At 45.5% G+C, this 23,287-nt stretch carries 27 protein-coding genes and 1 tRNA gene; 12 read left to right on the plus strand and 16 right to left on the minus strand.

Annotated elements, in window-relative coordinates; all coding sequences use genetic code 11:
- Nucleotides 1–26: 26 nt before the first annotated feature.
- The 4 genes from DESHY_RS00905 (at nucleotide 27) to DESHY_RS00915 (ending at nucleotide 2,810) form a co-directional block, all read left to right on the plus strand.
- On the plus strand, nucleotides 27–1,103 hold the full coding sequence (locus DESHY_RS00905) for a branched-chain amino acid aminotransferase (protein WP_008409714.1): 1,077 nt from the start codon (nucleotides 27–29) through the stop codon (nucleotides 1,101–1,103).
- 211 nt (nucleotides 1,104–1,314) lie between these two features.
- Nucleotides 1,315–1,473, plus strand: a complete 159-nt coding sequence (locus tag DESHY_RS14175; RefSeq protein WP_008409715.1) for a hypothetical protein — start codon at nucleotides 1,315–1,317, stop codon at nucleotides 1,471–1,473.
- A 140-nt stretch (nucleotides 1,474–1,613) separates the two neighbouring features.
- The gene (locus DESHY_RS00910) at nucleotides 1,614–1,814 is read left to right on the plus strand and encodes a hypothetical protein (RefSeq protein WP_008409716.1); all 201 of its coding nucleotides are present in this window, start codon (nucleotides 1,614–1,616) and stop codon (nucleotides 1,812–1,814) included.
- A gap of 108 nt (nucleotides 1,815–1,922) precedes the next feature.
- The gene (locus DESHY_RS00915; protein ID WP_008409717.1) at nucleotides 1,923–2,810 is read left to right on the plus strand and encodes a YitT family protein; all 888 of its coding nucleotides are present in this window, start codon (nucleotides 1,923–1,925) and stop codon (nucleotides 2,808–2,810) included.
- Nucleotides 2,811–2,865: 55 nt separating this feature from the next.
- Here DESHY_RS00915 and DESHY_RS00920 read toward each other — a convergent pair.
- Nucleotides 2,866–2,942 (minus strand) — tRNA-Pro (locus tag DESHY_RS00920).
- A gap of 266 nt (nucleotides 2,943–3,208) precedes the next feature.
- On the opposite strand from DESHY_RS00920, the gene DESHY_RS00925 reads away from it, so the two are divergent.
- Complete coding sequence (locus DESHY_RS00925; protein ID WP_008409718.1) at nucleotides 3,209–4,372, plus strand: alkaline phosphatase family protein; 1,164 nt, start codon at nucleotides 3,209–3,211, stop codon at nucleotides 4,370–4,372.
- A 31-nt stretch (nucleotides 4,373–4,403) separates the two neighbouring features.
- On the opposite strand, the gene DESHY_RS00930 is transcribed toward DESHY_RS00925, so the two are convergent.
- From DESHY_RS00930 to DESHY_RS00995, 14 genes are all read right to left on the minus strand, one after another.
- Nucleotides 4,404–5,438 (minus strand): methyl-accepting chemotaxis protein, encoded by a 1,035-nt coding sequence (locus DESHY_RS00930; RefSeq protein WP_008409719.1) that lies wholly within the window; start codon nucleotides 5,436–5,438, stop codon nucleotides 4,404–4,406.
- Entirely contained in the window at nucleotides 5,431–5,790 is a 360-nt protein-coding gene (locus DESHY_RS00935) for a DUF192 domain-containing protein (RefSeq protein ID WP_008409720.1), read from the minus strand. The genes DESHY_RS00930 and DESHY_RS00935 overlap by 8 nt, the downstream gene beginning before the upstream one ends.
- A gap of 10 nt (nucleotides 5,791–5,800) precedes the next feature.
- Nucleotides 5,801–6,733: a type II secretion system F family protein gene (locus tag DESHY_RS00940; RefSeq protein ID WP_008409721.1), complete on the minus strand. Its 933-nt coding sequence runs from the start codon at nucleotides 6,731–6,733 to the stop codon at nucleotides 5,801–5,803.
- 3 nt (nucleotides 6,734–6,736) lie between these two features.
- The gene (locus DESHY_RS00945; RefSeq protein ID WP_008409722.1) at nucleotides 6,737–7,708 is read right to left on the minus strand and encodes a type II secretion system F family protein; all 972 of its coding nucleotides are present in this window, start codon (nucleotides 7,706–7,708) and stop codon (nucleotides 6,737–6,739) included.
- A gap of 21 nt (nucleotides 7,709–7,729) precedes the next feature.
- On the minus strand, nucleotides 7,730–9,103 hold the full coding sequence (locus DESHY_RS00950; RefSeq protein WP_008409723.1) for a TadA family conjugal transfer-associated ATPase: 1,374 nt from the start codon (nucleotides 9,101–9,103) through the stop codon (nucleotides 7,730–7,732).
- Between the two features lie 10 nt (nucleotides 9,104–9,113).
- Nucleotides 9,114–10,343, minus strand: a complete 1,230-nt coding sequence (locus tag DESHY_RS00955; protein WP_008409724.1) for a CpaE/TadZ family protein — start codon at nucleotides 10,341–10,343, stop codon at nucleotides 9,114–9,116.
- A 14-nt stretch (nucleotides 10,344–10,357) separates the two neighbouring features.
- Entirely contained in the window at nucleotides 10,358–11,062 is a 705-nt protein-coding gene (cpaB, locus tag DESHY_RS00960) for a Flp pilus assembly protein CpaB (RefSeq protein WP_008409725.1), read from the minus strand.
- A gap of 14 nt (nucleotides 11,063–11,076) precedes the next feature.
- Entirely contained in the window at nucleotides 11,077–12,018 is a 942-nt protein-coding gene (locus DESHY_RS00965) for a pilus assembly protein TadG-related protein (RefSeq protein WP_008409726.1), read from the minus strand.
- Between the two features lie 11 nt (nucleotides 12,019–12,029).
- The gene (locus DESHY_RS00970; protein ID WP_048817760.1) at nucleotides 12,030–12,449 is read right to left on the minus strand and encodes a TadE/TadG family type IV pilus assembly protein; all 420 of its coding nucleotides are present in this window, start codon (nucleotides 12,447–12,449) and stop codon (nucleotides 12,030–12,032) included.
- A complete protein-coding gene (locus DESHY_RS00975; RefSeq protein ID WP_235695487.1) occupies nucleotides 12,449–12,961 on the minus strand; it encodes an A24 family peptidase in 513 nt (170 codons plus the stop codon). The genes DESHY_RS00970 and DESHY_RS00975 overlap by 1 nt, the downstream gene beginning before the upstream one ends.
- 71 nt (nucleotides 12,962–13,032) lie before the next feature.
- Nucleotides 13,033–13,215, minus strand: a complete 183-nt coding sequence (locus tag DESHY_RS00980; RefSeq protein ID WP_048817761.1) for a Flp family type IVb pilin — start codon at nucleotides 13,213–13,215, stop codon at nucleotides 13,033–13,035.
- A gap of 16 nt (nucleotides 13,216–13,231) precedes the next feature.
- A complete protein-coding gene (locus DESHY_RS00985) occupies nucleotides 13,232–13,489 on the minus strand; it encodes a Flp family type IVb pilin (RefSeq protein ID WP_008409730.1) in 258 nt (85 codons plus the stop codon).
- Nucleotides 13,490–13,640: 151 nt separating this feature from the next.
- The gene (locus tag DESHY_RS00990; RefSeq protein ID WP_008409731.1) at nucleotides 13,641–14,297 is read right to left on the minus strand and encodes a response regulator; all 657 of its coding nucleotides are present in this window, start codon (nucleotides 14,295–14,297) and stop codon (nucleotides 13,641–13,643) included.
- A gap of 17 nt (nucleotides 14,298–14,314) precedes the next feature.
- A complete protein-coding gene (locus DESHY_RS00995) occupies nucleotides 14,315–15,463 on the minus strand; it encodes a sensor histidine kinase (protein ID WP_008409732.1) in 1,149 nt (382 codons plus the stop codon).
- Between the two features lie 128 nt (nucleotides 15,464–15,591).
- On the opposite strand from DESHY_RS00995, the gene DESHY_RS13400 reads away from it, so the two are divergent.
- The 7 genes from DESHY_RS13400 (at nucleotide 15,592) to DESHY_RS01025 (ending at nucleotide 22,386) form a co-directional block, all read left to right on the plus strand.
- The gene (locus DESHY_RS13400) at nucleotides 15,592–15,852 is read left to right on the plus strand and encodes a hypothetical protein (RefSeq protein ID WP_235695488.1); all 261 of its coding nucleotides are present in this window, start codon (nucleotides 15,592–15,594) and stop codon (nucleotides 15,850–15,852) included.
- A gap of 99 nt (nucleotides 15,853–15,951) precedes the next feature.
- Nucleotides 15,952–17,754, plus strand: coding sequence for a methyl-accepting chemotaxis protein (locus DESHY_RS01000; RefSeq protein ID WP_008409733.1), 1,803 nt, complete (start codon nucleotides 15,952–15,954; stop codon nucleotides 17,752–17,754).
- 166 nt (nucleotides 17,755–17,920) lie between these two features.
- Nucleotides 17,921–18,781: a phosphate ABC transporter substrate-binding protein gene (locus DESHY_RS01005; protein WP_008409734.1), complete on the plus strand. Its 861-nt coding sequence runs from the start codon at nucleotides 17,921–17,923 to the stop codon at nucleotides 18,779–18,781.
- A gap of 96 nt (nucleotides 18,782–18,877) precedes the next feature.
- Nucleotides 18,878–19,729: a phosphate ABC transporter permease subunit PstC gene (pstC, locus tag DESHY_RS01010; protein WP_008409735.1), complete on the plus strand. Its 852-nt coding sequence runs from the start codon at nucleotides 18,878–18,880 to the stop codon at nucleotides 19,727–19,729.
- Nucleotide 19,730: 1 nt separating this feature from the next.
- Nucleotides 19,731–20,579 (plus strand): phosphate ABC transporter permease PstA, encoded by an 849-nt coding sequence (pstA, locus tag DESHY_RS01015; protein WP_008409736.1) that lies wholly within the window; start codon nucleotides 19,731–19,733, stop codon nucleotides 20,577–20,579.
- A 176-nt stretch (nucleotides 20,580–20,755) separates the two neighbouring features.
- Nucleotides 20,756–21,583 (plus strand): DnaD domain-containing protein, encoded by an 828-nt coding sequence (locus DESHY_RS01020; RefSeq protein WP_008409737.1) that lies wholly within the window; start codon nucleotides 20,756–20,758, stop codon nucleotides 21,581–21,583.
- A gap of 92 nt (nucleotides 21,584–21,675) precedes the next feature.
- On the plus strand, nucleotides 21,676–22,386 hold the full coding sequence (locus DESHY_RS01025) for a cell wall hydrolase (RefSeq protein ID WP_008409738.1): 711 nt from the start codon (nucleotides 21,676–21,678) through the stop codon (nucleotides 22,384–22,386).
- A gap of 66 nt (nucleotides 22,387–22,452) precedes the next feature.
- Here DESHY_RS01025 and DESHY_RS01030 read toward each other — a convergent pair whose 3' ends face one another.
- Complete coding sequence (locus tag DESHY_RS01030) at nucleotides 22,453–23,211, minus strand: Fe-Mn family superoxide dismutase (protein WP_008409739.1); 759 nt, start codon at nucleotides 23,209–23,211, stop codon at nucleotides 22,453–22,455.
- Nucleotides 23,212–23,287 lie beyond the last annotated feature (76 nt).

The raw sequence follows: 23,287 nt of genomic DNA on the forward strand, positions 1-23,287 counted from the left end.
GGCAGAATATCAGGGAGTGAGAAAGAATGAAGATCACAGTACAACCGCTGCAAGAACAAGAACTTAAACCGTTATTTCAAGATGCATCTCAATTGGGTTTTGGGCGCATTTTTACTGACCGTATGTTTACCATGCGGTATCAAGATAAAGCCTGGGTTGAACCAACTATAGAAAAATACAGGAACTTCAGCCTGGATCCCTCTGCCTGTGTATTTCACTATGCACAGGAAATATTTGAAGGAATGAAAGCCTACGCCTCGGAAGACGGCAGAATTCTTTTGTTCCGGCCGGAACAAAATGTTAAAAGAATGAACCGTTCGGCGGAACGGTTGGTTATGCCAACCATTCCGGAACAAGATATGCTGCAGGCCATCGCTGAGCTGGTGGTGGCAGAAAAGAGGTGGATCCCCCGGGCCCCGGGCACATCTTTGTACATTCGGCCTACCATGATTGCCACTGAGCCGTTTTTAGGGGTGCATCCTTCCGCTGAATATTTGTTTTACATTATTTTGAGCCCGGTGGGTGCTTATTATAAAGAGGGCTTTAAACCTGTCAGGCTTTATGTAGAAGATACTTTTGTGCGGGCTGCTGTGGGCGGTGTCGGAGATATTAAAACCGGCGGCAACTATGCAGCCAGCTTAATGGCAGGCTACCTGGCCCAGCAGAAAGGCTTTTCCCAGGTATTGTGGCTGGATGCCCGGGAACGCAAGTATGTTGAAGAAGTCGGAGCTATGAACATGTTCTTTGTTTTTGGTGACAAACTGGTCACCCCTGCCTTAACCGGGTCTATTTTGCCCGGAATAACCCGGGCTTCCGTTCTGGAACTGGCCCAATACCTGGGTTTAGCCACCGAGGAAAGGCCCGTCAGCATAGACGAAGTAATTGAGGGAATAGCCAACGGTGAAATTACTGAGGCTTTTGGTTCAGGCACAGCCGCAGTAATTTCACCTGTCGGATCACTGTTCTTTAAAGATAAAGAATATGTCATTAACAATAATCAAGTTGGGCCTGTAACGCAAAAACTGTATGACAAGCTGGTAAACATTCAATATGGAAAAGAAACGGACCCCTTTGGCTGGGTTAAGGAAATCGGAAGGCTATAAATTAAACATGTGCTAAATTAAAGGCTGTCCCAAGAGGTTAGCAAAATAACCTGTTTGAGGGCAGCTTCTTTTGTTGTTCTGTTTTAAATAAACACTAAACCAATGCAATATTCTGAAAATTATTTTTAGGGTTAACCATAGGCGGCAGGAGTTTTTTGATAAAAGTAGAAACAATCTATAGTATAATCGCAGGGCAAGGGAGGTTTGCAAATTGCAAGCTTTGCTGGAACAAATCTCTAAAGACAGGGAAAAATTTATTGCCTTTTTGCAATATTTAATAGATACCGGGCGGCTTACCGAAGATGAGGTTATCAGCATTATCAGGCAATGCAGGTTATCTGTAAAAGAAAATGTACAAGAAGATAATTAAAAAACTTAAATTATTTTATATGAAAATTAAAACTTTTCGATATAGAATGTTTTTTGTCAAAGCTTAGCAGGAAAAGCTTGTGAAATGTAGTATTTGTCTTATTAATGACTTTGTATTTTATGTGACATAGATTGGGGGTCATGGCCATTTTTAAGCTGCACGAACTGCTAAGTGAAAATGAAGACATGCTCATGTGTTTTTTGAATTATTTACAAATCAACAAAAAAATAACCGAAGAAGAAATTAACGCTTTCATGCAGCTTTATGAGGAGCAGAAAACCGTTTCTCAAAGTCAAAAGAGAAAATACCGCAGCCTAAAAGACCTACAATTTATCAAGTAATTTAAACACCGGTTTGACCTGGTGTTTTTTGTTTTTGGCTGAATTGATGTTTTAGATAAATTTTTTTATAATATTCTAAGGGGCTTATAATACAGAAAGGAGAGTTCTATGGTCAGAAAACAATGCTATAAGTTGTGTAAAAGGGTGTTTTTCCTAACTTTGGGCGCATTAATCACCGCTGTCGGACTTGAATTATTTATCATTCCTAATAAATTAGTTGACGGCGGAATTATTGGAATTTCTATTATGGCCAGCTATTTGACCAAATTGCCGCTGGCAATTTTTATTGTCGGCTTAAACATACCTTTTTTAGTTCTGGGTTATCTTCACATAGGGAAAACTTTTGCCTTATCTACGCTTTACTCAGTATCGGCTTTGGCTTACTTTACCACTGTGCTGCATTCGTTTCCTGCCTTCACCAGGGACATCCTGTTAGGAACGGTTTTTGGCGGTATTGTGCTGGGGGTAGGGGTGGGCCTTATTTTACGTTATGGCGGCTCACTGGATGGTACGGAAATTACTGCCCTTATTATCAGCCCGCGTTTTTGTTTTTCTGTGGGAGAAGTAGTGATGTTTTTTAATATTTTTATTTTAGGCAGCGCCGGTTTTGTGTACGGCTGGGAAAATGCCATGTATTCCCTCATTGCCTATTTTATTGCTTATAAAACCATTGATTTGGTATTAGAAGGTTTTGATGAATCCAAATCAGTGATGATTATTTCCGATCGCTCACATGAAATATCCGAAGCCATTTTGCACCGTTTGGGCCGGGGGGTTACCCATTTTTATGCCAAGGGCGGCTATACTCAAGAGGATAAAGAAGTACTGTATACTGTAGTTACACGGTTGGAAATAGCAAAATTAAGAAGTATTGTTTATGATTTTGATCCGGAGGCTTTTCTGGCCATTGAGGAGGTACATGACGTACAAGGCGGCAGGTTTAAGAAGAAGGCCATTCACGGCAAACAAACCAATCCACAACAAGTTGCCCAGTGACCTAACAAGTAAACGAAAGACCGTCAGTCCGCACCGGACTGACGGTCTTTTCGTTTGGTCGGGGTGACACGATTTGAACGTGCGACCCCCTGCTCCCAAGGCAGGTGCGCTACCAAGCTGCGCCACACCCCGATTTTGTTTTTCTGACAAATGCTATTGTAACAAATTATGATGGCTTTGGCAATAGTGAAATCAGAATAAAAAAACAGTCCAGCCATATTGCTGGACGGGGAGAGATAGAACTCACCAAAGCGGAGTATTAATATTTTTGACCAAAAAAAATTAATATATTCATTTAACGGGGAACTTGTCAAGAAAGATAGGAAAAAAATGGTCATAATGTGGACAAATTCTGATATACATTTTATTAAAATTGCCAGCCCGGAGGTGGGAAGGTTATGTATGGCCAACGACTGTTATACTGTATTACCGTTTTTTTAATATTTTTTATTACTGCATCACCGGTTAGAGCTAATCCGGTGACCAACAATCCGGCAGTGCCGGAAAAACTTGACGCACCGAGGGTAACCAGTAAAATTTTTCTCATCATTGTGGATGGCCTGCAGGCGGCAACATTGCAAAAAACCTCTGCTCCCAATATCAACGGAATGGCCAATGCAGGGGTGAGAGCCGCCGAAGTGGTAACAGTGTTTCCCGATACCAGCCAGGCCACAGTGGCATCAATATTAACGGGAATGCTGCCGGAACAGCATAAGTTTATTAAATCAGGAAGCCGTCCGGCAGGAAAAACTATTCAGGCCATCATGGAAGAAAAAAAAATAAATACAGCTTTTTTTGGTGTGTCTGATGAATTAAAGCCTTTATTGGCCAGGGGTGGTTATCACTGCAGCGGTCCCTTTAACGGTAAAGATGAATTGGTTATCAATAACCTTTTACATGAATGGTCCCAGAGCCAAGCCTACTTAAACATTGTTGTATTGCCCGAACTTCACGGTATACTGGATAAATACGGGGCCGACAGCAATGAATATAAGACGGCGGTGACCAGAACAGATACTCACATAGGCAGGTTGTTGAAAAAACTGCATGACGAAAACAGCTACGAAAACAGTATGATCATCATTACCGGCACCCTGGGGGCACCGCCTTTAATCATGAAGGGGCTGCCTTTTAAGGAGAGTGCCGTCATTCCTCCGGTAAGCCTTTGCGATATTGCTCCTACCATAGGGTATTTAAACGGTATCAAGTTAGAAAATATAGCAGGCTTAGTATTGTGGAACTCTTTTAAAGAGGTTGGCGGGCAGTCTGAGGAGTATTTGTTAAACGAAAGAATTAAGGACCTTAGTCTGGCCAATGCAAAACTGATGCAAGATATGAGCCGGCTGCAGCAAGAGAAACTGCTGGTAAAACAGCAGCAGGACATCGTAGCCAGGGAGAAAGAGGACATCCAGCGACAAATAGAAATACGGGACGGCAAAATTAAAGCGCTGGAAAAGCGAATTAGTTTATACCATGCAATAGCTCTGGTGCTGCTGGCTTTGGCAGCTGGCGGATATGTGTTCTTATACAAAATATTGCGCAAAAGATTTTTAATGTTTTAGTAAAAACTAAGAAGTGGCCTGTCGGCCACTTCTATTTTTCGCCAAACTTAAATTGTAAGGCTATGCTGTTGAGACGATCCAGGTAGCGCATAAGTTTTTTGCAGGCAGTTTTAATTTCTTTCAGGTATTCCTGCTGGTTTAGGGTGGCTTCAGCGGGCGAGTTGTCCGGTGAGGATGGTTCCGGCTCCCTCAGAGATTGCATAATTTTTCCGGCAGCCAGAACGGACTGCTCTGATCTGTTGTAAATTATCTGGGCAGTGTAGTTGATATCATGCACAGAGGTTTGGATTGATTGAAATAAAACGCTTAAATGCTGAGTCATGGTGTTAAAGGCGGCGGCCAGGCTGCCTAATTCATCTTGGTTAAATACCCGCACGTGGCCGGAAAAATCACCGGTTGCAACACGGTCTGTGGCCTCCGTTAACGCCTTGACAGGACGCTGCACCAGTCTGATGATAATAAGCCGGCTGATAATCAGCCCGGCCACAATAGCCAGGAGAGAAGTGTACAGTTGATTATAGGCCGTAGTTAGCAAATGGTTGCTGATATAACTTAAATCTGCTTCCATCCAGAAATAACCCACCGGAGCTTGCTGGCGGGGGGCAATGGGTGATACAAACACCATCGTCAGCGGACGGCCTTTAATATCTGTTTTATAATCAAGTAAATCCTTGTTTTGTGTTATGGCAGTTTTAACTACCTGGCCGGTAAGTTTGCTGTTTATTAAATTTTTATCTGTTGCCATAACCACCGTACCGGATAAATCCAAAACAGCCACTTTTTTCACAAAGGGGTCCCGCTCCAGGTGATCCATGATATTGCTTAAAAGGGCGGTGTTGTTGCCGCGCAAGTAGTCGGCAGCAAAGGCGCTGACGGTTCTGGCCGTTATCCAACCGCGGTTTTGTGCTTCTTCCAGCATAATCACCCGGTTGCGTAAATAAGAATTAATTCCTACACAAATCATAAGAAAAATAATCAGCAAGGTAATGCCGAGACTTAGTTTAAACCCCAAGGAGAACCTGCCGGTTGTCTGGCGGGGCCGGTAATTCCTTAATCTGTTAATCAATTTTAACACCTCCGACTATGGCCAGTGTATCGCCATGTTCAATACAGCCGGCTTTAATACTGCCCAAGGGTAATTCCACTGCCACAACAGCCCTTGGGACATATGGGCTGAGGCGCCAAGGCACCATGTTTTCCTGCAGACGGACAACCGTTCCTTGCTTGTCCAGAAAGACCAGGTCTATGGCAAACTGCATAAAAAAGGTATGCACCGCAGAACAGGGATAAAGCACTAAAGCCTGGCCGGCGGGCAGGTGCTTGCGGCCCAGTAACCCTTTTAATCTCAGCCAAAAGGTATCGGCCAGATTAACCTGTTGTGCAATGATAGTGTTCTTAGTACAATTTACCAATTGCATAACTTTCTCCTTAATTGGCAAAGGCTTTCATGATTTGCAGTACGGCGGGTCCTAACAAAATAACAAAGATGGCCGGGAAAATAAACAGTACCATAGGAAATAACATTTTTATGGGAGCTTTCATGGCCATTTCTTCACTCCTCTGACGGCGCTTTTGCCGCATTTGCCGGGCCTGGGTGCGCAGAACATTGCCCATGCTGATACCCAGGGTATCAGCCAGAATAATTGAACCGCAAAAGCCCGACAGGTCATCCACTGCTACCCGGTCGGCCATATCCCGCAGGGCTTCCCGGCGTGGTTTACCCATATGACATTCCTGCAGCATGATCGCAAATTCATCAGCCAGCACGCCCCGGGTCTTCTCAGCTACTTTCATTAAAGCTCCGTCAAATCCCAGGCCTGCTTCAACACTGACCGTTAATAAATCCAGTGCATCGGGCAATGCTTTTTCCACCTGGGTTTTCCGCTGTTTGATTCTGGCCTGCAGGTACAGGTCAGGACCCAGCCAGCCTACAAGAATCCCCACACCTGACAGAAAAACGGCCTGAGGCAGTGATTTGCTTGTTAACCCGGCCCAGGACCAGATTAAGAAACCAACCCCGAGGGCACCCAGGTATTTAATAACCATCCATTCCCGGGCATTAAGGTTACCCGGGCTGCCGGCCGCAACTGTTTTTTTTTGCAGTTCAACCTCCCGGGCAGCCGGCATGATGCGAGCCAGCAACCTGGCAATGCCGGCCAGGGCAGGGCGGATGGCTCTTTGATAGAGGGGTACACTTAATTCTAATTCCCTTACCGGCACCGGGGCGGGGGAACCTACTACTTGTTCGATGCGCTGGGCCATTTGCAAACGCTGCCCAAAAAGAAATGTGTAAATTACCAGGGCGCCGAAGGAAACAGCAAAGAAAACCAGCCCTATGGAAATGTACAGCCAACTTTCCATTTTTTACACCTCGATATCTACAATCTTTTTAATCAGGAAAACGCCCATCAGTTCAGAAATAACGGCGGCAGCCACCAGAAGCAAACCAACCGGACTGGTGAATAAGGTCATTAAATAAGTTGGGCTGATGACAAACATGACGGCCGTCAAGGCCAGCGGCAGCAGACCGATAACATACCCGGAAATTCTGCCCTGGGCGGTCAGAGTGCGTATTTGACCTTTAATACGTACCCGCTCCCGGATGGTTTCAGCAATATTATCCAGCACTTCGGCCAGGTTGCCGCCAACCTGGCGCTGGATTAAAACGGCTGTTACCAGCAAATCCAGATCATCGCTTTTTACCCGCTGGGTCATATTTTGCAAGGCTTCTTCTGCCGGCGTACCCAGGTTAATTTCTTTAAAGGTACGGCCAAACTCTTTGGATATAGGGTCCGGCAATTCTTTGCGCACCATATCCATAGCTTGTAAAAAACTAAAGCCGGACCGCAAGGAGTTTGACATAATCACCAGGGCATCACCGATTTGTGAGTTAAATTTAAGCAACCTTTTGTGACGGGTCAGCCGGACTAAGAAAAACGGTATCAGCAGGCCAATCAGGGCAGCTATCAGGCCTAAAACCAGGTTTAGAGTTAACATCAAAAAGAATAAGCCGCTGCCCAAACCGGCCAGCAAAACCAGAACCACAAACTCTTCGCCACGCAGGGGAATATCTGCTTTAGTCAGTTCGCTTTCCATTCGTTTACTGATGGCCCGCTTGGCAAAAAGACGGCTTGCCCGTTCTAATAATTGCCGCCAGGCGGAAGCGCCGGTGTCCTCAAGATGGTTTCTGTTTAACCTCTGACGTAAGGATTGGGCGGTTAATTTTTTTATGCGCAGGTTTACTTCCCATCTGTCTCCGGCCAAAAGCTGGTGTATTCCCAGGATCATTAAGCTGCCGGCAATAAAAACAAGCATCGCAATTTTATCCAGGGACATAGCAGACTCCTCCTCTTATCGCTAGAAAACGGAAGGGCTGAAAATATCCGGGGGCAGTTTAAAACCGGCGGACTCCAGCCGGTGTATAAATTTAGGCCGGATACCGCTGCTTTGAAAGGTGCCTTTAACCCTGCCGTTTTCGTCTACGCCGGTTTGCCGGAAGGTAAATAGGTCTTGCAGCACAATAACCTCGCCTTCCATGCCTTGAACTTCCGTAATATGAGTAATTTTACGGGTACCGTCTCGAAAACGGTTTTGCTGAATTATTAAGTCGATAGCGGAAGAAATTTGTTCCCGGATGGCTCGTACAGGAAGATCCATGCCGGCCATTAACACCATGGTTTCCAAGCGGGATAACATATCTCGCGGGGTGTTGGCATGGCCGGTGGTTAAGGAACCGTCATGGCCGGTGTTCATGGCTTGCAGCATATCCAAGGCTTCGCCGCTGCGCACTTCACCAACCACAATGCGTTCCGGCCGCATACGCAAACTGTTGCGTACCAGGTCTCGGATAGTGATGGCACCCTTGCCTTCAATGTTAGGCGGACGGCTTTCCAAGGTAATGACATGTTCCTGGCGTAATTGAAGTTCAGCCGCGTCTTCTATGGTGATAATTCTCTCATCCGCCGGGATAAAAGAGGAAAGTACGTTTAAGGTGGTGGTTTTACCACTGCCGGTACCGCCTGAAACTACAATGTTAAGCCGGGCTTTTACACAGGCCTCCAGGAACTGGGCCATTTGGGGTGTCAGGGTGCCAAATTTAATTAAATCTTCTACGGTATAAGGATCCCTGGCAAATTTACGTATGGTAACAGTAGGACCGTTTAAGGCCAGCGGCGGAATAATGGCATTGACTCGTGAGCCGTCGGGTAAACGGGCATCCACCATGGGCATGCTTTCATCAATCCGTCTTCCAATGGGGGCGACAATTTTTTCAATGATGTGAAGAACATGGGCGCTGTCACGAAATTTAACGCCGGTTAAGATTAATTTGCCGTCCCTTTCTACATAAACCTGGTTAGGGCCGTTTACCATTACCTCTGAAATATTGGGGTCGTTAAGCAGCGGGGTGATGGGGCCAAAGCCAATTGTTTCATCAATAATTTCCGCCACTATAAGCTGCCGCTGGGTACGGGCCAGATTTTCATTTTCTTCATCCAGCAATTCATTAACCAGGCTTTCTATTTTTTGAGCTAATAAGTCAGGGTTTTCCTTAACGTCCTCCGGCAAATCTTTTAATTTGGCAATTACCTTTTTATGGAGGGTAAGGGTAAGTTCCTGGAACTGGCTTTTGTGATGCTGGCGCAGGTCGCGCCGGGTGTGGTTAAATTCAGGTTGCTCAACTTGTTCCTGCTGTAGAATTTTTTGTTTTTCCAGTCTTTGTAACAGTGACATGTGATCACTCCTAGAAGCTGAATAAGCGTCCGATAATAGATCGTTTGGTTTCAGCGGGGGATTGTTTTTCACTGTTGGCCTGGGGAGAACCGGCCAGACTGTGGGCCAGATTTATTACAGCTTCCGCTAACTTGCTGTTTGGCTGTACCATGACGGCCGGCAGTCCTTTATTGACAGAATGACGGACAACCTTTTCATCATGCGGAATGACGGCATAAGCGGTCCGATTAAATGATTTTTCCAATTCAGATATTTTAATGCCGCCTTCCATACCTGCACCGTTAATAATCAGTTTTAATTTATCGCTGTAACCCAAGGTGGTTAAAATATCCAGGGAGGTTTTAACATGTTTAACGCAAGGCAGATCCTGGCTAAGCAGTAACAATATTTGGCTGGCTGCATCCAAGGCGGCCAGGTTAATGTCGTTATACAAGGGTGATGTATCAATGACAATATAATCAAAGTTTTCCTGTAAAATGGGCAGCAATTCTTCTACCCGCTGTAAGGTAATTAATTCAGCCTGCTCCGGGCTGAGGGGGGCCGGCAATATTTTTGTTCCGGACAAATGGGGCAGCAGGTAGCTTTCTACTAAACTTATATCCAAATTATCTGTTTCCTGAGCCAATTCAGCCAGAGTACCCCTGACGGTGATGTTCAACATGACGCTGATATCCCCGCCCGGCAGGTCTAAATCCACCAACACGACTTTCTTTTTGGTGTTTTGAGCCAGGGCAACAGCCAGATTTGAGGCCAGTACGGTTTTACCGACGCCTCCTTTGGAACAAAACAAGGTTATAATTTTTCCTTTGGCAGCTTTAAGCCTTGGACTGGCTTGGCTTGACAGCCCTAAAAAACTTAAACGTTTCTTATTGGATTCGTATACCCGGCGGATGACATCTGCCAGTTCATGGCTGCTAAAAGGCTTCACCAGGTATTCCCGGGCTCCTGCTGCCATGGCACGGCGCAGGTATTCCTGCTCCCCTTGAATTGAAATGATAATAACCGAACATTCCGGACAATTGTTAGCAATGCTTTCGGTGGCTTGAATGCCGTCCATTTTTGGCATGTTGATATCCATTAACACAACATCAGGCTTCAGGCCGGCTGCCATAGCAATAGCTTCTTCACCGTCCGATGCTTCGCCGATGACGGTAATATCATCTTCAAAGTAAAGCAGCCGTTTAATATCTTCACGGGTGTTGGCAATATCATCAACCACCAGCACTTTTATTTCTGACATGGTGCATCCTCCTTTTAACGAACCAGGTTTTGCATACGGGCGGAGGGCAGGGCAAGGGTGCCGGCATCTTTGGGTGACCGCAGCATTAACCGGATTTTGCCGCTTTCTGCAGCTAAGGTCAGGGGCGGCGCCTGTTCTGGTTTTACAGCCAGAGTAACTGTCTGGGCGTTGACTTTTTTATCCCCCTTTTGCACACTGTCCATGGATTGACCTACCGCCAAAACGGAAATGTTTTGCAGCAGCAGGGAGGTGAGGGTGTTTTTTTCCGGTTCGTAATCAAAAGTAACCAGAACATCGACATGGTCGCCGGGACGCAATAAACCGGCCACGCCGCTGACATCATCCACCGCCACAGTTAACGCCCGCTGGCCTTCAGGAATGGAGAGGGAAAGGCCGCCGGAAGGATCATTATCTTTATGCAGGCGGCTTAATAAAATGGGTTCTTCGGGGTAAAGTTCCGTGCGGGCAATCTTTCCTGCCACTTCATTAATGTCCATGGCAGTGCCGGGCTGAATTAACTCAACCGGGATATCTTTAACCCGCAGCATTTGTTCGGTAATCATGGTTTTAGGACCGATGGTTTGACGGGGAACCACCACCTGTTTAAAGTTGCCGGAAGATCGATAGGATTTCTTTAAGCTGTCTAAATATTGGTAAACGCCAAAGGCAGCTGCCAGCCCAAATATAATGGCGAGTAAAAACACCAGTTTGTTACGCATTTTGTTTCCTCCTGTTATTGCACCAATTTAGCTGTCCGTAGCCCGTAATCCACCTGATTGAGGCTTCCTTCACCTTCGGCCAAGGTTTTAACAAACCGGCCGGTGATTTCTATGGAACCGGCGTCCCTCACATCATCCACTAAAAAAGCTGCAAACCCTACCACGGTAACCGGCTTATGCCCGTTTAATTGGTCATAGTGCACCACCGGCAGCTTTAATAACCGGGGACAGTCCGGTTGAAAATGCTCGTGGGTGCAGTTGTGGGTGCATTTAGCTATCCGTTGGGAGATGCCCTCAATGGTTTTTTGTTTTTTAACCCCGGTTAAGGTGTCAATTTCATAACTAACTTTAATGATGCCTTCATAGCCGTTGGCCAAATAATAGGAAAAATCTTTGGCGCCGGCACTGTTGGGAAAATCCAGTGCGCCAAAGTTGCCGGGACCAAAATCTGCATCCTTTGAACGGAGGGTGTACGGCTGGCCAAATACCAGCGGTTGGGTATCCGGTATAAAAAGGGGGGCTGCGCCGTAAACCGAGGTAATAGGCATTACTTGGGCGGTAGCCTGGGACTGCAGTTGTAGCGAAGAAAAGCCCCAAATTTTCCCCAGCACATATTCAACAGTTTTGCTGGCAATTACTTGAACTCCTACATACTGTGAGCTGTCCAGATCAGGTACCAGTTTTACTTCCACCTGATTCACCTGCAGGCCGTTGGCCTGGGCATAAGATTGCGCAATCTGGGAAGCCAGCGCCGGATTTTCAGGTAACTCTTGCACGCCGGCTAAAGCGGCAGCGTCTGCTGCATTGGCCAATTTACTTTTGTTGAAAGCCACCAGGCCAAAATCGGTTACCAGGGCCAGGGCTCCTATCAGCACGGTCATGGCCAGGGATACCAGCACAACTGCCAAGCCTTGCTCATCTTTTAATAATTTTTGTGCCAGTAATTTTATTTTCACTTCCGGTCACCTCATTCAATACGCATGGTTATCTGGGCCTGCACAATAAAAGGGTTGGGCATGATATCGCTCAGAAGCGGGGTATATAAGTCAACCGGATATTTTACTGAAACAGTTAAAGGGACGCCGGTGGTTCGGTTGGCCGGCGAGGCGGGAGTAACCTCAATAATTAATTTGTCAGGTTCCAACCAGGAAGCTGTTGACTCAACTTTTTGTTTGATAAATGCATCATCTTGTCCTGTGTGTATAACGGTGGCCCGGGCAGCTTCCCGGGCAGCGTGGGTGACTGTTAAGTAAGTGAAGAAGATACGACCGAATTCGATGGTACACATTAAGAGAAGTACCAGGATCGGCAGGATCAGGGCCAGCTCCACCAGTGTTTGACCCTGTTGGTTTTTTCTTAGTTTATAAAAACTTTGCAACAACTCCATCACCTCAAAATATAGGTGGCCAGTGTACCGGCTGCGATGGCCATACCATAAGGAAAGGCATCGCCGGCTTTAGCCGTAGCCAAGGTGCCAAAGGTGTTTACTTTCGGCATGCCCGGTATAAAAGTTAAAATAATCATTTTGAAAGTTGTCAGCAACCGGCCGGATTTGGCCAGCTGGACGATGGCAATCAGGCCACCCACCAGGGCCGTACATAAAAAACAGAACCAGACAAATTGCGGGCCCTGCCAAGCGCCGATAACCGCCAGGAGTTTTACATCACCGGCTCCCATGCCTCCTAAAACAAAAGGAATAAACAGCAAAACCAACCCCAGCAAGGTACCCTGCAGACTGGTTAACAGGCCGCTCAGGCCGCCGCTGCTTCCATGATATAGCAGGGCCAAAAGAAAGGCCGGCAGGAGGAGCGCATTATATATTTTTCTGTACCTCAGGTCGGTATAGACAGAGATTAAAATTACCACAACTATAGCCATGTCCGGCAGCATGTTTGCCATTCCCTTCTTAATAATTGACCCTACTTAGAGAGCTAAGTAGGGTCGCTGTATATTACCGGTTGCCAGCTAAATTATTGACCGCCGCCGGCACCGCCTACGGCATCTTTAACCTGGGTAAACTTGGTATTGAGGTTAGTTCCTAATAATTGAAGAGTGCCGATTACCACTACGGCAATCAAGGCTAAAATCAGGCCGTATTCTGCCATACCCTGACCGTTTTCGTCCTGCAGTAAATTTACAAATAAATTCTTCATCATGAAATCCCCTTTCTTAGAAATTAGTTCCGGAGGTTAGTTTGTCGGCTACCGGTTCGATGCCCGACGGGATGGCTTTAACCATTGATTGAAATGAGGCTAGAATAAATAAAACAATAAGGGCAATGATTAAGCCATATTCAGCCACCCCCTGGGCACATTCCTCATACCACAATTGGATAAATCGATCCAGTTTCAGCCACCACCCCTCTCCATGTAATTGACGGGTTGTCCTTTCTGTTAACAGATTAACAGTTTTTACCGCTGCTGACATGATTCTACAGTCATAAAATATGACCGACAACTGTCACAAATGATGTCACACCAAAGTCTTACCGCAATCAGACTTTAATCAGATTTTGGCACCGGCAATCAGTATATTTCCTGGCTACAAAACAAAAAACCTGAGCTTTTTGCTCAGGCGATTAAATTTCAACCAGTTTTTCTTTAATGGCGTACAGGGCGGCTTGAGTGCGGTCTTCCACACCAATTTTATTAAAAATGCTGGTCAGGTGGTTTTTTACGGTCTTTTCACTGATAAACAGCGTTTTGGCAATAGCTTTGTTGCTCTGTCCTTTAGCCACCTGCTTGAGTACTTCAATTTCCCGCTCTGTGAGCAAATGGTGTTTTTTTTCGGTATGGTCGCCGCAACTGAGGCGGCTGAATTCGGCCAGCACCCGGGCAGTCATGGCAGGGGGAATAAAGGACTCGCCCCGTGCTACCCCTTGAATGGTTTTAACCAGCTGATCGGGATGTACATCCTTTAATACATAGCCGGCAATGCCGTATTTAATTAACTCGAATAAATACTCATCCTGGTCATGAATGGTGAGGGCAATAATGCCAATATGAGGTTTGCTTTCTTTAATTTTTCGACAGGCCTCGATGCCGTTCATGACCGGCATATTAATATCCATCAATACAATATCTACCTGGTTGTGATGACAAAAGTCCACCGCCTGCTGCCCGTCCGCTACTTCCCCGACAACATTGATACCGGGCTCAATAGAAAGTATTTTACGTAAGCCTTCTCTGATCAGGGCATGGTCGTCGGCAATCAATAAATTAATCGGCTGATGCAAAATAACACCTCCCTGATTTATGATAGATCATTTAACGGCAGCCAAAAATTAACTTCGGTACCTTTTCCGGGTGCTGAAGATATGGTTAAACCGCCCTTAAGAAGCTGAATTCTTTCTTTCATGCCTAACAAGCCGTAACCGCCGCTGCCGTCACGGCGCGGTTTTTGGGTTTCCATACAAAAGCCGCAACCGTCATCTTTTATATATACGTTAATGCGTTTCGGTATCAGCTCCATTTTTATCACAACATGCCTGGCATGAGCATGTTTTTTTACGTTGGTTAATGCCTCTTGGATAATCCTGAAAGCCGCTACTTCCAGAGAAGTATCAAACCGCTGTTCTTTACCCATTAAAACAAACTCAACTTGCATATTGTTTTGTGTTTTATAATCTTCCAGGTAACGTTTAATGGCCGGTACTAAACCTAAATCATCCAGCACCATGGGCCTTAAGTCAAAGATTATTTTACGTACATCCTGCAGGCTTTGGCGAACCAGCTGCTGCAGTGACAGCAGCTCCCCTCTGACCAAGCCGGGGTTGATTTCCAATAGTTTTAAACAAAATTCTGCCCGCATAACAATATTAGCCATGGATTGGGCAGGGCCGTCGTGAATTTCCCGGGCTACCCGTTTGCGTTCTTCCTCCTGGGCCCGAATAATAGAAATACCCAGCTGCTGCATATCATGTAAATTGCCCAGCTTTTGGCTCAAACCGGAAAGATCGTTGCTCAAGAACTGTAAAGCCATGCCTACCTGCGAAACCAATTTTTCGGCTCGCTCAGCGGTATCACGCATCCTTTTTAAAGATAATTCCAAATGGTCCCGCTTAAAACGTAAAGTTTTTTCTTCTTCCCGCAGCATGACCAGTTTTAGTTGAATAAGTTGGGCTTGTTCGTAGGCTTCTTTAATGTCATTTTCGGCGAAACGATGAAAATCCTTGCTGACTTCCATTAAACGAATTCTGGCTTTGCGTTCTGCCACCTCCAGTTGGCTTACTTGCTTGATAACAACAGCAACCTGGTTTTTGATTTGGTTAATTTCTGCTTCCACCCTTTGGCATTCTAACAGGGCACTTTCTGCAATGTGATAGATTTGTTCCTTGCTGCTTTCAATAACAGCCACTGTTTCTTTGATAATGTTGTCCAGAACTTTAATGTCGATTTCCATAAGCCAGACCCGCCATTCGCAGATGTTAACATATTTTCGGTATTCGTAGAAAAAGCAAAAACTCCTGCCGCTGCAAATTAATCGGTGCTAGGTAAAATTTCCTATTTTTCGCAACCGATGGGTGGTTTGTGATCCCCTTTGGCTCCGGTCTACGCACCGACAGCACGATGATTCGCTACGGTGGCCCTTGGGGTCGCCTCAACCGGGCCCTCCTGGCCCGGTTCGGGCGGCGCCCACGTCCTGTGTGCGCCACCCCAATGGCTCCTTTGCTCATCAAGTGCTGTTACCGGTGCTTCAACAAGTCGCCGGCAGGGGATCATAAAACCACCTTGTCATTGTTTTACAACCTTTGTCTACAGTCTGCTAAAATGAGATTTTACTTATGTTAGAGAAATTTAAACTGTTTTTTACAATGAGGTAAATTGACTGTATTAATCTTAAGTTAGTTTAAAATAGCAAAAAATGGTTTGCTGATGGGAGGAGTCTTGTTGATAAAATTTACAAACATGCCAAAACGACGGTTATTTTCAGAACAAGTATTTGTAAAAAAAATTTACAATAATCCTTTATTTAAGTGGTGTTCTTTTTCTCGAAGATTAAACCGTGTTTTGTCTTTTTGCGTTCATAAAAAAATCCTGGCCAACATGACCTTACAGTGGAAACTGGTGCTAACGTTTGCTGTAATTATCGCATTAATTAATTTGGCTATGGGAGTCAGTATTTTTCGAGAGGCAGAGTCCACCGTCAGCCAGTTAACGGCCAACCGAATAAAAGTTACGGCTGCCGACAATGCCGATAAGATTTCCATTATGTTACACAGTATGGATAAACGTGAAATTGCAAATAAAACAGATTATTATTTGACCAAGCAGCGCAATGCCTACAAAGCTCTTAATTATCGGGCCTATGTTGATGTAATCGATACCGGCGGGAACTCGGTGGTAAAGGACAAATATGAGCAACCAATCAAGCCGCAAAGATCAGAGATAACTTTTTTGCTGCAGCAAGCAAGTAAAGGGGGAACCGTTTCCGCACCCTTAGGGGGTGTCCTTTGCACAGTGGTGTTGGAACCGATCGCCGGCAGAGATTGGTATTTTGTGGCGGGAGTTGCGGAGGAAGATTTTCTGGCGCCGGTAAAGCAGATGCAATTAACCGCCCTGGGTGTAGGATTATTGGCTTTTATCATTGCCACTGTTGTCTGTGTGCTGGGTACCCGAAAATTCTGCCGGCCTTTGCAACAAATGATGGACACCATGGAACGGGCACGGGGTGGCGATTTAACCGTACGGGTGCCGGAAACCGGTACAGGCCCTGAATTTAACCGGGTGGGAGCTTGTTTTAACAGTATGCTGGCGGATTTTGGGGCTTTATTGCATGATTTAAACCAAACAGCTGCTGTATTGTCAGACAGCAGCCAGGATATGAGCAAAGTTGCCAACCGCCAACTGTCTGCTGTAGAAAGAACCAACCAGGCTGTTCAGACCATGTCTGCCGCAGTGCAGCAAATTTCGGCAACCGTGCAGGAAACACAGGTTTCCGGCCAGGCTATGCTTGCTTCTGCAGAGGAAGGAACAGCAGCCGTAAATAAACTGGTTGAAGTAATTAACCAGAATCACCAAGCCATTGCTGAACAGGCTGTGTCTGTTGGCAGTTTAGGTCAGCGAATTCAAGAAGTGAGCCGGCTGTTGGATTTAATAAGAAAAATTTGCCAGGACACGCACTTATTAGCGCTTAACGCTTCTATTGAAGCAGCCAGGGCGGGTGAGCACGGCAGGGGTTTTGCTGTAGTGGCTGCCGAAGTCAGACGCCTGGCGGAGGAAACTGCTGCCACTACCAAAGAGGTGGAGCAAATTATCGCTGCTATCGTGCGGGAAAATAACCAAGTGCTAAATAAAGTTGACGACAGTAAAAAAATTGCCGACGAAGGTTTGACTGCTACTTTGCACGCTCAAGAAGCCTTACGTAAAATTGCTGACAATGTTGAATTGACCGGACAACAAATTAATCAAATTTATTTTGATGCAGAAAAAATCTCCCGGGGTACCTTTACAGTGGAAGAATTAATTAAACAACTGGCAGGCGGGGCTGATACAGAAACGGACAACCAACAGGCCACGGCCCGTCAAGTTGCCCGCACAGCCGACGTGCTTAATCAATTATCCGAGACCTTGAAGGCTAAATTAGAAGGTTTTGTTTTGGACCGGCACCGGCAGGAGGCAGCAAACATTCTTTTATCGGATCCCGAGGCAGTGCCGGGAAAGGCTGAAGAACAGGCGGCGGAGATACTTTAATAGAAAATTAACATGGTCTTAACTGATTATTTACGGTAAACAACCTGTTTGTTAACAATGGCCCGCTAAAATGCAATAGGGAGGTGGGGAACAGAAAAAGCAAACAGCGGGGCTTTTCAACTTGATGAGTCCCATATCAAGTACATAAAAATAAAGGAGGAGTATTATGTTTAAGAACACTAAAAAGCTTATGCCGGTATTTGCCGTGATCCTGGCAATTGCGGTTGCCTTGGCCGGCTGCGGCAAGCAAGAAGGGGCACCCAAGGCAGAAGGCGAAAAGAAAGCTGAAGGATTATCCGGTTCTATCACCATTGCCGGTTCCACATCTGTGCAGCCTGTCTCTGAAGAACTGGCCAAAGCATTTATGGCTAAAAATCCTGGCGTAACTGTTAATGTACAGGGTGGCGGTTCTTCGGCCGGTGTAAAGGCAGCTAACGAAGGTGCAGCCCAAATTGGCGCTTCCTCCCGGGAGTTAAAGGAAGAAGAAAAAGGCCTGGGTCTTACCGAAACCAAAATAGCCCTGGATGGTATTGCGGTAGTGGTTAACTCTAAAAATCAGGTGTCCGAGTTAACCATGGAGCAGGTTAAAGGTATTTTCTCCGGCAAAATTACCAACTGGAAAGAAGTTGGCGGCAAAGATGCACCCATTAACGTGGTTAACCGTGAAGAAGGTTCCGGTACGCGTGGTGCTTTTGAAGAACTGGTATTAGGTAAAGATGCCAAGTTTACTGAAAAAGCTCTAACCCAGCCCTCCACCGGCGCAGTGCGTACCACCGTGGCCGGCGACGAAAATGCCATTGGTTATGTTTCGCTGGGTTCTCTTAATCAAGAGGTAAAAGGTATTAAGGTTGACGGGGCTGAACCCACCATAGACAACGTCAAAAACGGTTCCTTTAAAATCTCCCGTCCCTTCCTGTATCTGACCAAAGGTGAAATGAACGAAGTAACTAAAGCATATATTGACTTTGTCATGAGCGAAGAAGGTCAAAAAATTGTTAAAGAAGCTCATTTCATTCCTGTAAAATAAATAAGTTACCAGACGAAGAATCATCTGACAAAATGAAAGGGTAAGGGGGGTTGTTTTTGGCAACCCTCCATGCCTGTTTTGTGAGAGGAAAATGCTATGAAAAAAATTCATGAGAAATTAATTGAAAAGCTATTATTAATCAGCGCCATAGTTGCTGTTTTAGCGGTAACTTTAATTACGTATTTTATTTTTGTCGACGGCTTGCCGGTTATGCAGAAGTACGGCCTGACAAATTTTATTGCCAGCAGCGACTGGCACCCGCTGGACAAACAATTCGGTTTGCTGCCTATGATTGCCGGTTCATTTTTAGTTACCCTGGGAGCCCTGGCTATCGGGGTGCCGCTTAGTATAGGATGTGCCATTTTTTTGGCGGAGATTGCGCCGAAACAGGTAACCGGGGTTATTCGCCCGGCCATTGAGCTGTTGGCCGGTATTCCTTCCGTAGTTTACGGGTTTTACGGCTTGGTAATTCTGGTGCCGTTAATTCGAGAGCTGTTTGGGGGCAGAGGTTTTAGTATTTTAGCCGGTTCTGTCGTCCTGGCCATTATGATCCTGCCCACTGTTGTAAATATATCCGAGGATGCCATTCGTGCCGTCCCCAGGGAATATAAAGAAGGCTCCCTGGCACTGGGGGCCACTCACTGGCAAACCATTAAAAAAGTCATCATTCCCAGTGCCCGTTCCGGCATACTGACAGCTGTCGTGCTGGGTATGGGGAGAGCAATCGGTGAGACTATGGCCGTAATTATGGTGGTTGGCAACGTGGCATCCCTGCCGGAAAGCATTTTGGATCCTGTAAGAACTTTGACCGGTAATATAGCCATAGAGATGGGCTATGCTGCCGGTGAGCATGCCCAGGCGCTGTTTGCTACAGGCATTGTTTTGTTTGTTATTATTATGATTTTAAATTTCCTGGTGGCCTTGGTGCCCAAAAGGATAGGTGAGTAAGATGCAAAAAATAAGGGCTTTTGTGTATTGGGAAGAAAAAATTGCCCGTGGATTTCTCTGGGCTTCGGTCCTGGTTACCGTGGGGGCATTGCTGGCTGTTATTTTTCATATCATGCAGCATGGTTTGGTTCATGTGAATTGGCGTTTTTTAACGCAAGAACCGCTTTTCATGGGCAAAGAAGGCGGTATTTTTCCTACTATAGTCAGTACCGTATATCTGATACTGATTTCCCTGGCCATTGCTACACCTATTGGTATTATGGCAGCTGTTCAGCTAACTGAATACACTAAAAAGGGACCACTGGTAAAAATTATTCGGTTTGCCACCGAAACTTTAGCTGGTATTCCCTCGATTATTTTTGGTTTGTTTGGTTTTGCTTTTTTGGTTTTATTTATGGGATTTTCCTGGTCGTTGTTGTCGGGCGGTTTAACTTTGGCATTTATGGTACTGCCAACCATTGTTCGTACCAGTGAAGAAGCCATTAAAAGCGTGCCCGTAAGCTACCGGGAAGGCAGTATGGCTCTGGGTGCAACCAAATGGCAAACGGTCTGGAGGATTGTTTTGCCCAGTGCGTTACCCGGAATTGTCACCGGTGTAATATTAAGCATCGGCCGGGTGGTGGGAGAAACCGCTGCAGTGATTCTGACTGCCGGCAGCTCACTTAATATCCCTTCCTCTGTCATGGATCCGGCCCGCAGTATGTCGGTACATCTATATATTTTAGCGATGGAAGGCATTTCTATGGAAAAGGCCTATGCTACCGCCACTGTGTTAATTATTCTTATCTTTATCATTAATACTATAGCAAACCGTATCATGCGCAAAATGAGCTCCAATTTGACAGGTTAGGTTTTTAATACTCCCTGCTGCTTTTAGTGAAAAAATTAAGCGGGAGTAAACTAAAAGCAGCCGGCCTAAAGTATTATCTGAGGGAGCTTTACCGTAACTTTGTCGACAAACAGATGTGGACAAGGCTGCCAACCTTACCATAAAATAATGAGAGGAATTCAGGAGGGGGTTGGGGCATGTCGCACAAAAACAGTTACGCAGTCAAAAAAGAGTTTGATGCTACCAACATGACCGTTTACTTTGGTGCCGCCATTTTTACGGGTGGCATGACAAGCATACCGAACCTTTTTTTAAAGCATTACCGGGATGTGGGTATTTCTGATTCGGAAATGATGCTGATTTTACAGCTGTTAAGGTTGCGTCATGAAGAACAGTTATTAATGCCTGGCGTAGAAATACTGGCCGGCTGCTTATCGGCTGAACCGCTGCAAATAGAAAGGCAAATTAAAAACCTGCTTGATAAAAAAATTCTTGGCATAACCAATTATTATACCGCAGACGGCACCGTTAAACAGGGTTATGACTTTGAACCCCTGGTATTTGAACTGTCAGAGGTGTGGGCCCTTAACCAAAAAAAAGAGTTGGATCGCATTGCAGAAAAATTGCATGCTGACTCAGCACAACTGCCCTTGCAAGATGATGAGGGGATTGCGGCTAACCCGCTGGAACAGGATTTGTGCCATGTTTTTGAAAATGAGTTTGGCCGGTTACTTTCCCCGATGGAGATTGAACAAATTGTCGGCTGGTTATCAGAACATGACAGTGAGCTTATATTAGAGGCCTTAAGACAAGCGGTTATCCGCGGCAAGCATAATTTTAAATATATTGGCAGTATTTTGCGGGAGTGGCACAAAAACAACATTCGCACATTGCATGAAGTGCAGGCCTATCAACAGCGTTTTGAACAAAACAAGCATAAACAAGGTCAGCGCAAGTCCGGCATAGACCCTGTCAATAAAGCGGATCAAAAGAAAAAATTTTTAATGAGATCAATGTACAGTTAATCAGAACGCCCTTAAGGGCGTTTTGTGATTTTAAGGTGTATAATCTTTACAAAACTGTACAAACTATCATTTGGGTAAGAAAGGAGGAACCAATGAACAAGAAGTACCGTAAAATCGCCACTGTAATGGCGGTTGTGTTAGCAGTCGCCTCTGGGCTGGTTGGCGTTGCAGCAGCTGCGGAGGAGGCCTGCGACGGTGCGGGCGGTTTAGAATTTGACGGGGCAGAACCGGACCGATCGTATCAGGAAATAAGTTACATTGTGAAACCGGGGGATACCCTGTATCAGATTTGCCGGGATTATAACGTGTCCTTGGGACATCTGATGCGAGCTAACAACTTAAAATACACCGTAATTTATCCTGACCAAAAATTAGTTATTCCTGCCGGCAGTGTGTCAGCCTATGGCATGGTATTGTCCCGGGGGGATGTTTCCAGGGATGATATAGACCTGTTGGCCAGGCTCATCCATGCCGAGGCAAGGGGCGAATCCTATGAAGGCAAAGTGGCTGTGGGAGCCGTGATCATTAATCGCCTGGCCAGCCCGGATTTTCCTAAAAATATCAGAGATGTAATTTTACAAAACAACAACCGGGTCTACCAGTTTTCGCCGGTGCAGGACGGTTCCATCAACCTTAAACCTGACGAGGAATCCAGGCGGGCAGCCATAGAAGCACTGCTGGGTCGTGATCCTACAGGTGGTGCGTTGTTTTTTTACAATCCGGTGCTGGCAAATGACAAATGGATAAAAACACTTCCCATCATTACCCGCATAGGAAATCATGTGTTTGCTACCAAGATATAAGCAAAGATCCAGAGGGTATTCCAAAAGCCTTCGGCGGTATACCCTCTTTTTATATGATTGATATTGTTACTTTTCCGCAAATTTAAGATTGGCCAGTCGGCCGTTAACCGCCGACCAGTCAAGGTTGCGGCAAAAAGCATCTATATAGCTGGCACAATTGGTACCATAGTCAAGAAAGTATGCATGTTCGTGTACATCCAGCACCAGCAACGGTTCTATACGAAGCAGCATTCCCTGGTAATCCAGTACATAGTTATGAAGGTGCCCGTCATCATAGTCATAGCCCATGATAACCCAGCCACGGCCGGCCAATCCGGTGGCCCGAAAATCTTTTTCCCAATACTCATAAGAACCGAAATCCCGCACGATGGCTTCCAGAACAGAACCGGTAGCGGGACCTCCTTTGCCCCCCAGGTTTTCAAAATATAATTCATGCAGTTTATAATTGCTGACAGTATAAATTTCAGCATTTTTTAAAGTACCCAGCTGGCTAAAAATGGAACTGCTTTCACTTTGTTCCAGGGAACGCAGCTGATGACGTATTTCATTTGTTTTATTTACATAAGTTAAATAAATTTTATAATGTTCCTGGATTTGCCTGGGTGAGAAGCCAATCATGGACATGAGCTGCATTTTTAAAGGAGTGCTTTTTACCAAACTGTAAGTGCCATCCGCGGTATCAGGAATATATATGACATCGCCCGGATTAAGTTGCTCAAGGTTTTTCAGATGACTGTTGGCAAGTGAAAGATTGCTGAAACTTACATTGTATTTTTTGGCCAGGTTTTTTATAGTATCACCCGATCTGACAACATGTTTTGGCATAATATCACCATCCCAAAATTTTCTATTACAACATAATATTCTTGTTAAACAGAGGAGTTCCCATTTTGATAAAGCA

Source organism: Desulforamulus hydrothermalis Lam5 = DSM 18033, assembly GCF_000315365.1.
Lineage (GTDB): Bacteria > Bacillota > Desulfotomaculia > Desulfotomaculales > Desulfotomaculaceae > Desulfotomaculum > Desulfotomaculum hydrothermale.